Raw genomic sequence first — 10,523 nt, 5'->3', positions numbered from 1 at the left:
AATCGTCCGACAGCCGGTGAACGTTTCGAACAAAAACTACCAGTCGGAGAGGCACCGTTCCAACTCTATTCACTGGGAACGCCGAACGGTCTTAAAGTGACGATTATGCTGGAAGAATTAAAAGAGTTGGATGTCGACGTTGCAGATTATAATTTGTATAAAATCAATATTGGAGCTGACGAACAATTCGGTTCAGATTTTGTCAAGATCAATCCGAATTCTAAAATCCCAGCCCTAGTGGATCAAAGTCAAAGTCCACGTGTGGAAATTTTTGAATCAGGGTCAATTCTGCTTTACTTGGCTGAGAAATTTAATAAACTGATCCCGACAGATATTCATGGACGGACAGAAACCCTTAATTGGCTATTCTGGCAAATTGGGTCAGGTCCTTATGTTGGTGGAGGGTTTGGTCACTTTTTTGCTTATGCACCAGAGCCTATGAAATACCCAATTGATCGTTTTACTATGGAAACGAAACGTCAATTAGACTTGTTAGATAAAATATTAGCTCAGCGTTCTTATATCGTTGGTGATACCTATACTATTGCAGATATTGCGATATGGTCTTGGTATGGACGTTTAGCTTTAGGAAAATTGTATGAAGGCTCTTATGAATTTTAAAACATGGATGAATATACCCATCTCTTGGAATGGTCTCATCGAATTGCGAAACGACCAGGCGTTCAAAAAGGTCTTGCGGCAGAGTATCAGTCGCTTGGAGAGTAGATTTTAAAAAACATTGGATGGATGTTTTTCTCCTTTAAAATAGAATGAAAACCTTATATAGACCTGTCAAAAAACGGTATCGTAAATAGGAAGAGTGGTTTATTCATCAAACGAGCGCGAGCGTTTAATTAGCGTCTCTGTTCTTATTAAACTTAGTTGAAGTAGAGAAGATCGTCTATTGACGGTCTTTTTTTATTTGGCTAGAGGGAAAAAATATCAGGGAGTGTCGATGGTAAATGTCTGCCTAGAGCGACAGCAGAAGGAATTTTAGAAGTTGATACGTGGGATATTGGCTCCAGTCATTTTGGAAAGGAGCAACCTATGGCTATAAGTTGCGTGAACTAACACTCGAAGAATTAGAGCTGTACAAATCAACGAGCGAAATTCATTGAGGAATCAGATGATTTTGATTAATGACGGAGTGAGAGAGGGGGGACTTTAGCTTTGTACTTGAGAGAACGGAGAAATAGGAAAGGGGGTGTTTTCTCCCCCCTTTTTTCACATCTTTTTGTTTATTTAGGTCCACCGATGTCATTATGTATAATGGTAACTGGCTTTCCTTTTTTCTTTTTATAACTTGAATCACTATACATTTGTATTTCGTGTTTAACTTGGAAAACGTGACCTGCCATACGCATAGATCGTTTATCAATAAAATAAGCTGTTTTTATATTTTCACTTATAACTACAGTTGCAAATGCAGAGAGAGGTGCAGTGTATGGAAGTGGTATAGCCAATAATGAACCTAATGCAGCAATTCCACCTTTAGCTAATATGTCATTAGCCTTTGTGCTTCTTTTTTTTGTATCGACGTAAATCCAACTAGAAGCTTCAGCTTTACTGGTAACTAACTGAATACCATTGCTACCCTTTGTCAAATTGACTGGCGCTAGAGATAAGCTGAACATCATTAGTGCTGCAGTACCTGTAAGTACAATTTTTTTCTTAAACAATTTCATGTCTTCATCCCCTTGATATGTTTGTGTTGTAATTAAAAAGTTTACTATAATAGTTTACTACTCTTTTTTAAAAAAGAAAGAGGTTTTAAAGAATTATTGGAAAAATGCAATTAAAAATAATAGCCCATCTAGTTGTAATTGCTATTGGTTTAATAGTGGTTATTCAACCTTAGGGTTATTTGTTTTTACCACTGGCATTTCCTCCACTTATGGTTTCTTATATAGGGATACTTAGAAGGGAAAGTAAAGGGATACTATTGCAATAATATTAGAGCGGTATTATTTTTGCTGTATTTATAAATTCTTTTTGTAATATAGAATTGCATGAGAATAGAAATTGAATATTTGATACTTTGAAATTTATTGTGCTATTTGTTCTTATGAAATTCATAAACATTTTTAGCTCTATTTTTTTCGCGTCGCTTAACCTATCCATTCTGAGTTTGCTATCTAGAAACGTATTGCCGATGATCGGGTCGCGTTGCATTTGCACAAACATTTCAAAATATCGGGGTCTTGAGCCCATAATTTCATTATCAGGATGGAGTAACGATTGCCCACCCCGTTTACGCTAACGCAATTGGATTTTACAATATCGCAAGGGGTGTGATCCGTGACAGGTAAAAGGCGACAGAATAAATCGATTAGCTTTAAATTAACCGATAAATATGAAGCTAAGTTATTAGCACATGCCGAATCTGATCATCGTGGAGATTTCAGCAAGTATATTAAACGGTTAATTTCGAAAGATTGAGACGGCAAATTTCACATGCAAACAAAAAATATAGTTACGAAGACTGCGACAATTGACCGCGAAAGTAATGATTTTAGTAGCTTTATATAAGCCGGCGAGGTACCAATCGAATCAATCTTACAGCTTCTCAGATTTCCTAGTCGATGATCAGGCTTTTACCTGCGTAGAAAAAGTAGTTCGTGTCGACATCGTTCATGTAGATAATATTTTGCAGTACATCCAAGGATACACATATACACAATTCGATTTGTCTGCTTTACCTCAATTTCAAATTAACACTATATCATTATTCTATTCCTACTGAAGATGACGACGATGTTCAAAACGTCTATTCTAATGCATCGGATGAGTAATGAATGCTAGCCAGTCAACAACTTTTAAGCAAGTAAAGTTGTTAACTGGCTTTTTTGTTATTGACAATGATAATGAGATTCATTATCATTTAACTTAGTTACTGAAGAATTTATACTCTTTAGTAGAATAAAAGGGGGAAATAATTATGATAATCGTAACAAACACAAATAAGATTATAAAAGACCGTGGACATGAATTGGTTACGCGTTTTGATAAAGTAGGAAAAGTGGAGCAGATGGAAGGGTTTCTAGGACTAGAAGTATTGTTCACGGATAATTTGCTAGACTATGATGAAGTGACAATTAGTACGCGTTGGGAATCAAAAGAAGCATTTGAATCGTGGACGAAAAGCGATGTATTCAAGGAAGCGCATTCACATCGCGACGGACAACCCGGATACGTTATTAGCAATAAAGTATCGTTCTATGATGTCAGGGTAGTACGTGATCCTGTCGTTGCGGTGTGACCGCCAGAAGAATGATTAGATGTTCAGAGAAAACAATAACCCCTCACTTTCATATTGCCAAGTGAGGGGTGGGGTTATATCTATTATGCTTTAACGCTAGAAGATTTTGGTTGCGTTAAGAGACCGCCTTTTTCTTTTAAGTACTTTTCAATACCTTCAGCTGCACGGTATGAAAGTGCACCGATTGTTGGTGTAGGGTGGTGACTACTGAAGTGAGGTAGTGCAGATCCGCCAACGACGAATAAGTTTTCCATTTCCCACAGTTGCAAGTAGTTATTTACTGCAGACGTTTCCGGATCTTCACCCATAGCTACGCCACCGATATAGTGCATACCGTCGTAACCGTGGTTAAATTGGTCTGGTAATTCGTCCTGATCAATAATGTCCGCACCCATCGCTTCAACAATTTCAGTACATTTTTCAATACCGAATTTCGCGATGTTCTTATCTTGTTCTGTTAATTTATTGGTAATACGTAATAATGGATCTCCAAACTCATCTTTATACGTAGGGTCTAAGTCCATATAGTTGTGCCACCAAGGCATAACTGCTGCTGAGTACCAAACTGTTAACGTACGGAAAGCGTAGAAGAGTGATTTCTCTTTAAATTCTTCACCCCATGTTGGTGTACCTTTAGGGACAAAGTTATTCTTAATCGCTCCATCTCCGTATTGACGAAGTTCGATTCCACCACCGTGAATAAAGTCTAAATCTGTGTGGTCAAATAGATCGGCGTCATAATCACTTACAGCGCCACCTAAACCACCAGCACCCATGTAGTAGTTGAATTTCTTGTCGTTAAAGAATCCTGTTGCTCCTAGGAACGTACTGTTGAATTGTCCTGTAAAGTTACGGCCAATCGTTCCTTTTCTAGTTTCTGGGTTATAGATTTCGCCGATATCCGATAGCATAAGCAAGCGGTTATTTGAGAATGTGAATGCTGCAAGTACTACAACATCAGCTGGTTGTTCGAATTCTTGACCTGTTCTTGTATCCGTATATAAAACGCCCGTCGCTTTTCCGTCTTTATGTATAACTCTTCGGACGAGTGAGTTCGTTCTGATTTCACAGTTTCCAGTTTTCCGAGCAGTCGGAATAACTGTTGCAAGAGGATCTGATTTTGAACCGAAGTCACAGCCGTACATTGTACAGAACGAACAGAACATACACTGGTTCAATGTTTCACCATCAGGATTCGTATACGTTTGGGACATGTTTCCAGAAGCCATTTGGTATGGATGTAAGCCAATTTCTTTTGCTGATTCTTTAAATAATTTAATTGCAGGTGAAGCTAACATAGGTGGGTTTGGATACTCGTTTGATCTCTTGTCTCCAAGTGGATCGGGTTCTCCTGAAATCCCAGCTGTTTGTTCCCATTTAGCGTAATAAGGTTCTAGTTCATCATAAGTAATGCCCCAGTCACGGATTTGCATGCCTTCAGGAATTTTACTTTCCCCATAACGTTCGATTGTTTTTGAACGAATTTCGAAGTCATATGAACGCCAGCGGTACACGGAGCCTGCCCAGTGCATACTTCCGCCTCCAAGGTCCGTTCCCGTATTCATATCTTTTTGCAAACGTACAGGTAATGCAGCATCGCCTATCGACACGCGAGACGTAATTGTATCGCCTGTCAATTTCTCAATCATTTCATGTCTATTTGTATACCGTAGTTCATCTTTAACACCTATAAAATCTGAACGTGTTTGATCTTTTCCACGTTCCAACATGACGACTTGATAGCCTGCTTTGGATAGTTCAGCTGAAACGATTCCGCCAGCCCAACCACTACCAACGACTACCACGTCTACTTTATCTAATTTTTTAGCCATTTATGTGTCCTCCTCAATTAAAGCCCTTGGTAGTTACGTAAACTTGAAGGCTCCATTACAATAAATTCTTCTTCTTCGATTTTATCTAAAAAGCTCATGATTGGTCCGGGGTATTCTTTCATTCTCCAAGCTTCCATATTACGATTTCCACCGTAAACAGGATCTGCATAGACGCCTTCGATCGTTGTTTGACGCAACAAGTTAAAGAAGTCTGAGGAATCTACACCACTGAACTCCACTTCACCTTTTTCAAACATGGATAAAATTTCATCTTGCTGTTCGGGTTCTAGGTTCACAAACCGCTCACCGAATTTGTCTTGTGAAGTTTTCTCCATTGCAGTAAGCCCTTCAAGGAAAAATGTACCTCTCGTCATTCTTGTTTGATAGTTGGCCGTACCAGCCGGTAATTTCACAACAGTAGACGAAGTGATGACTTCATCTTTTTGACGTTTTTCTTCTTGGTATACGTCAGTTTTTACAATCGATGGAAAAGGACCGTGCATGTAGTCATTCCCGTTTTTTCCCCAGTTGCTTGCGCATTGGCGGTCAATGAAATAGGGAACGCCTAGTTCAATTGCACCCATTCCATTTGCATTCTCCGGGAAGATTCTTTCAGTTGCGGCAGATAACAACGCAAAATCTTCGTTTCGACTAAAGAATGTACGTGCATCAAACGAGACAGGCTTATTTGCCTGTGATGCTGTATCTTCCTTTGGTCCTTTTTGGAACTGACTCGTTAGTAAACCACCAAAGAGAGAGCCTCCTAAAAGTCCACCAGCGACGAGACCGCCACTCTTCAAAAACTTTCTTCGACTTAAATCTTGAGTATCTTGATTGGAATTTTTATTATTCGTCATAGTGTAGTTCCTCCTTCACATTTGTCATGAAATGTGGCGACTTTTGCCAAGGCAAGTTGAATCGCACCGTTTCTTTACTTTATGGACTCAGACTTTTCTACGTCCGTTTTTTTGTTCTTGTCGTCTTCTTCTAAAATACCTTTTGTTGCCTGTTTAAATTCCGCTAGTGTTTTACCGACAGCTGAACCAATTTCCGGCAATTTTCGCGGTCCGAATAAAATTAAAATAATGACTAATATAATTATTAATCCAGGTACTCCGATAGACGCTAAACTCACATAATTCCCTCCTCTTACATTAATTGTGTATATACAACGTATTAGTAGACCTTTATGTATGTACTTATCTGTCGATAGGTTTTTGGCCCTCATATATGATAGTGTTATTCGACAAAAAATGCAAAGTAATTTTACGAAACTTTTTTGTTAACTCATTATATGAATAAATAAAATAATCTGCCTAAATAATCTAGTGAGAATACTTAGAGATAGAGGTAGAAGTAGCTAGAGTTTTACAGTTAGCAAATCACTAACCGGAAACGCATAGTCTTACATAAGAGAGGTGTGATGGAATTTTATTTTGTTAGTTTATGAAATGAAATTGCTCGATGGTAAGCTAATCTATGGCGAATAGAGTTATCGTTCACTACGATTTTGAAGAAACAGATGAATAAGGTAATTGTTCCATTTTTAAACAGATATTAAAAAGATCAAATGACTGTGAATTGCAAAAATAGATTAACAAAAAATAAAGTATTTAGAAAGATTAAACTTTTCTTATTTTACGAATATAATTAAAATATTATATTGTTTATTTAATAAACGTGACCTATTAGTAGATAAACTTATAGAGGGGGATGTAGTGTATTCTATTACAGGATAGAATATGTGGTAATTCACTATACGGGGTCAAAAGGAAAAATATCGGCACATAAAGTTCACTTTTCGTGCACCTTTTAATAAACGAACAGTAGCGCTGTTCAGTGCAATCAATCAAGCATATGGTGAATTTATGTATTGAGTGAGAGTTCTGATCTTTAGGAGGGTGACAGGGTACAGACAGATGAAGCGAGCATTGACATAGTGTCAGTCAATGTAAATTATGTGTTCTTAAGGCTAGTTGTAATGCATTCAAGTGCTTGCTGGAAGAACGTATTATTGGAGAAAACCTTGAAGTGATAACTCATTATACTTGTACTCTTAGTTAAACAGATTTTTGTAAGGGGTTACTAAGGCATGGAGCGGGTCGTTTATGAGAGTAGGAATGTTATTTTGTGAATTTTAAAAAATGAAATAGGCTTATTCAGCTGTAAAAAAGAGAGTATACAGGCTATAGCATGGTGCTATAACCTGTAATGTGGTATTACTTTTTATTTCTATCTACATAGACGCTCATAGCAGTACACATAAATTTCGCTAAGCCTTCACCAAATTGATCAATGTTTTTGGTGAAACGTTCGTCGTCTACGTACATTTGACCTAATCCCTTGAATGCATCAAGAGAGTAATTCCCCATTTCGTTTAAGAAAAGATGCCACTTTGTAATTTTTTCTTGAACCTCTTTGGAGTCAGGGGATAGATGGCGAATCGCGGCGAGGCTACGAAAAACTTCGTTAAATTTTTCCTGATCGAAGGCAGTCATGTTTTTTGCTTTTTCATTTGCTTCATCCACTGCTTTATCGCCCCACTTTTCTCTTGCTTCTTGTTCATATGGGTTATGGCTAAAGTCGAAGCCTGTGAATTTTTCTTTATTTGACATGTGTATTTCTCCTTTCAAATGTTGAATAGTTTTTTCGATAGTCCCGATCATCTGTTCAAGCCGGTTCTTTTCTTTTAGAAGCATTCTGTGTTGCATTTCAAGCGCTTCTTGTTGATCAAATGATGGACTATCGATAATTTCTTTAATTTTCTTTAAAGGGAAGCCGAGCTCTCTAAAAAATAGGATTTGCTGCAAGGTCTCGAGATTCTCGTCAGAATATATACGATACCCAGCATCAGTGGTTTCTTCGGGGATTAATAATCCGATTTCATCGTAATGGTGTAGTGTGCGCACACTAATTCCTACTAAATCAGCAACTTCTTTCACTTTCATCTTGTTTTGCTCCCTTCACTAGTAATTTTAAAGTACCCCGTAACGTGAGAGTCAATAACATTTCTAAAAATGTTTGAAAAAGCTTTGTAGCGTTACTGAAAAAGATCGGTATGACGAAGGTGAATATGTAAAGAATTACGCGGAGTTAGAATATATAGGAGAGGGAGATGAGGTAAAATTACTCAACGAAGTTCGCTATTTTTATTTGCCATGACTGAAACAACAAGAAATTAGAAATCGAGGGAATAAAAAAGCGTTTAATGTATATGGGTGAAGAATGTATTGATAAATATTACATGTCCAGGTTAATTGAACAAGCTGTCAAATACACTAGATAAGTCCTCATTCCTATACGAATGAGGACTTATAGGTTTGTGAATGCGTTTTTCACTAGTTATTTACGTACTTCCAGCGTCTCCAACATCTGTTCAAATCGTGCCCCATGACCTTCTTGAGCTTCAAGGAAGTAGTTCTCCTTAATGAGCAATGTGCCTCCGTCTACTTCCATCATGTAGATCGTCACGACTTCACTATCCGATTCTTCTCCTGAAGTACCGTGCAATGAAAGAGCGTTGACTGGTGCAGAAATCAATTTTTCCTCAAACTGCATATTGTATTCCTGTTCCATATCTTCCTTTACACTTTCTGGAGTTTGATTTTCGACGTATAGAAATGTCATATTCACCTCAGGATAACTTTCAGGCATTTCGTCAAGTGGCATGAGCTTATCTTCTTTTTCACCGATTTTAAACGTATAACGTTCAGAATCAATGTACATCGAATACAATGCATCGCGACCTTCAACGAGGTCCATCGTGATAGTGGAGTCTTCTCCTTCAACAGAGACGACAACATCCATCGTGGATTCACGGTCGGGTAACGTCGTCGTTTCTTCAGACGTTTCTTCGACAGGTGTTTCTGCGGGTGACTTTATTTCTTCGGTAGGTTTTTCTGTTGTTGAATTACAGCTGACAAGTAATAGCGACATAGCAAGACTTGCATAAATCATCGTGCGCATTTCGTTTCTTCCTCCTTTGTCATGCATAGTAGAACTCCTCTATAATGTATACGTTTACACGGTGACGAAGGCTTCAAAAACCGAGCAAATCATTAGAAATAAAAATGAGCAAGCGCTATGATAAGTCTTGCAGATATTAAAACACAAGGGAGATCTTCAGAATGACCATTCGAGTAAAAGCAGTAATCGGAAGTACGAGTTCCACTTCATACAATTTAAAGTTAGTAAATTTCATGGCTGAGCGATATAAAGACGAATTGGAAATTACACCGGTTCTCATCAATGATTTAGAAATGTTTTCTATTGATATTGAAAGTGAACCACCTGTAGCCGTACAAACATTTAAAGATGACGTGAAAGATTCGGATGCCGTTTTATTCGCAGCACCGGAATATAACTTTTCAATTCCTGGCGCAATGAAAAATGCGTTGGATTGGTTGTCACGTGGCGGCGACTTTACGTTACACGGCAAAACGGGCTTTATCGTAGGGGCGTCAATGGGCGTGTTCGGTTCTGTGAGAGCGCAGATCCACTTACGTGAAATTCTTTCTAACCCAGCACTAGCACCTATCTTATTGCCAGGCAACGAAGTATATATCGGTGCTGTTCACACGAAAATGGATGAAGAAGGAAATATTACAGATGAAGCTACCATCGCATTCCTTGATACCGTCGTTCAGAATTTCATCGCATTCCATAAGAAACAACAAGCAATTGCTCAAGCATAAGTAGGATGAATGGACACGAATTTTATGTGTCCATTTTTTTATGTAGGTTTCTGGAGGTTGAACAACTAGAAAACCCGTTCGTATGCTATAATAGCAGGTATACTTTAGGGGGAGAATACTTTGTACGATTACATAAAAGGCTATGTGACACGCGTGACACCTGAATATGTAGTGCTGGAGCAATCGGGAATTGGTTGGCAAGTGATGACTCCAAATCCATTTGCATTCCACGTAACAGAAGAGGTGCAGCAAGTGTTCACGTATTTACATGTGCGTGAAGATACGCAATTATTGATCGGATTCAAGACACTGGAACAACGTGAACTGTTTCGCAAACTGATTACCGTTTCGGGAATCGGTCCTAAAGGTGCGCTCGCAATTCTTGCGAACGGCTTGCCATCTCAAGTAGTGAGTGCGATTGAGCGCGAAGATGAAGGGTTTCTCGTGCAGTTTCCAGGTGTCGGCAAGAAGACAGCGCGTCAAATGATTTTGGATCTAAAAGGCAAACTTCACGACCTGTTTACCGAAATTGATTTACCGGATTCGGAAGACACGTTGCTCACGCTTGCTGAAAGTGATGAGCTCGATGAAGCAATGCTTGCGTTAACTGCACTTGGATATTCTGACCGTGAACTAAAGAAAGTAAAGCCGAAGCTCGAGAAAGAAGAACTCGATACAGAAGGCTATATGCGACTGGCGTTAAAATTATTATTGAAACAAGGCTAATACGATGGAGGT

At 38.5% G+C, this 10,523-nt stretch carries 11 protein-coding genes; 5 read left to right on the top strand and 6 right to left on the bottom strand.

Translation table 11 applies throughout. The annotated features are described in order from the left end of the window. Nucleotides 1–621: glutathione-dependent disulfide-bond oxidoreductase (yghU, locus tag CSV74_RS14185; RefSeq protein WP_199170361.1), on the top strand; the 621-nt coding region annotated here is incomplete at its 5' end. Between the two features lie 617 nt (nucleotides 622–1,238). On the opposite strand, the gene CSV74_RS14180 is transcribed toward yghU, so the two are convergent. After that, entirely contained in the window at nucleotides 1,239–1,685 is a 447-nt protein-coding gene (locus CSV74_RS14180; protein ID WP_099692191.1) for a hypothetical protein, read from the bottom strand. Between the two features lie 613 nt (nucleotides 1,686–2,298). On the opposite strand from CSV74_RS14180, the gene CSV74_RS16685 reads away from it, so the two are divergent. Both CSV74_RS16685 and isdG read left to right on the top strand, forming a co-directional pair. After that, the gene (locus CSV74_RS16685) at nucleotides 2,299–2,439 is read left to right on the top strand and encodes a hypothetical protein (RefSeq protein WP_158231814.1); all 141 of its coding nucleotides are present in this window, start codon (nucleotides 2,299–2,301) and stop codon (nucleotides 2,437–2,439) included. Nucleotides 2,440–2,938: 499 nt separating this feature from the next. After that, nucleotides 2,939–3,259 (top strand): heme oxygenase, encoded by a 321-nt coding sequence (isdG, locus tag CSV74_RS14170; protein ID WP_099692189.1) that lies wholly within the window; start codon nucleotides 2,939–2,941, stop codon nucleotides 3,257–3,259. An 83-nt stretch (nucleotides 3,260–3,342) separates the two neighbouring features. On the opposite strand, the gene CSV74_RS14165 is transcribed toward isdG, so the two are convergent. The 5 genes from CSV74_RS14165 to CSV74_RS14145 all read right to left on the bottom strand — a co-directional run bounded on the left by CSV74_RS14165 (nucleotide 3,343) and on the right by CSV74_RS14145 (nucleotide 9,084). Continuing rightward, nucleotides 3,343–5,091: a GMC family oxidoreductase gene (locus CSV74_RS14165; protein WP_099692188.1), complete on the bottom strand. Its 1,749-nt coding sequence runs from the start codon at nucleotides 5,089–5,091 to the stop codon at nucleotides 3,343–3,345. Nucleotides 5,092–5,108: 17 nt separating this feature from the next. Next, entirely contained in the window at nucleotides 5,109–5,948 is an 840-nt protein-coding gene (locus CSV74_RS14160; protein ID WP_099692187.1) for a gluconate 2-dehydrogenase subunit 3 family protein, read from the bottom strand. Nucleotides 5,949–6,022: 74 nt separating this feature from the next. Beyond that, nucleotides 6,023–6,226: a twin-arginine translocase TatA/TatE family subunit gene (gene tatA / locus CSV74_RS14155; RefSeq protein ID WP_029053707.1), complete on the bottom strand. Its 204-nt coding sequence runs from the start codon at nucleotides 6,224–6,226 to the stop codon at nucleotides 6,023–6,025. Between the two features lie 1,084 nt (nucleotides 6,227–7,310). Next, a complete protein-coding gene (locus tag CSV74_RS14150) occupies nucleotides 7,311–8,039 on the bottom strand; it encodes a MerR family transcriptional regulator (RefSeq protein WP_099692186.1) in 729 nt (242 codons plus the stop codon). Between the two features lie 394 nt (nucleotides 8,040–8,433). Further along, a complete protein-coding gene (locus CSV74_RS14145) occupies nucleotides 8,434–9,084 on the bottom strand; it encodes a hypothetical protein (protein WP_099692185.1) in 651 nt (216 codons plus the stop codon). Nucleotides 9,085–9,218: 134 nt separating this feature from the next. Between CSV74_RS14145 and CSV74_RS14140 the strand changes: the two genes are divergently transcribed. Next, on the top strand, nucleotides 9,219–9,785 hold the full coding sequence (locus CSV74_RS14140) for an NADPH-dependent FMN reductase (RefSeq protein ID WP_099692184.1): 567 nt from the start codon (nucleotides 9,219–9,221) through the stop codon (nucleotides 9,783–9,785). Nucleotides 9,786–9,905: 120 nt separating this feature from the next. Next, nucleotides 9,906–10,511 carry a Holliday junction branch migration protein RuvA gene (ruvA, locus tag CSV74_RS14135; protein WP_029053712.1) on the top strand — a complete coding sequence of 202 codons (606 nt, stop codon included), beginning with the start codon at nucleotides 9,906–9,908 and terminating at the stop codon, nucleotides 10,509–10,511. Nucleotides 10,512–10,523 lie beyond the last annotated feature (12 nt).

The organism is Sporosarcina sp. P19 (assembly GCF_002743165.1).
Classification (GTDB): domain Bacteria; phylum Bacillota; class Bacilli; order Bacillales_A; family Planococcaceae; genus Sporosarcina; species Sporosarcina ureae.
This window is presented reverse-complemented; position numbering and strand designations above follow the sequence as displayed.

Coding starts and splice junctions, on each gene's coding strand:
- CSV74_RS14145 (WP_099692185.1), bottom strand. CDS start 9,084: ATGCATGACAAAGGAGGAAGAAACGAAATGCGCACGATGATTTATGCA.
- CSV74_RS14140 (WP_099692184.1), top strand. CDS start 9,219: ATGACCATTCGAGTAAAAGCAGTAATCGGAAGTACGAGTTCCACTTCA.
- CSV74_RS14180 (WP_099692191.1), bottom strand. CDS start 1,685: ATGAAATTGTTTAAGAAAAAAATTGTACTTACAGGTACTGCAGCACTA.
- CSV74_RS14160 (WP_099692187.1), bottom strand. CDS start 5,948: ATGACGAATAATAAAAATTCCAATCAAGATACTCAAGATTTAAGTCGA.
- CSV74_RS14165 (WP_099692188.1), bottom strand. CDS start 5,091: ATGGCTAAAAAATTAGATAAAGTAGACGTGGTAGTCGTTGGTAGTGGT.
- CSV74_RS14150 (WP_099692186.1), bottom strand. CDS start 8,039: ATGAAAGTGAAAGAAGTTGCTGATTTAGTAGGAATTAGTGTGCGCACA.
- isdG (WP_099692189.1), top strand. CDS start 2,939: ATGATAATCGTAACAAACACAAATAAGATTATAAAAGACCGTGGACAT.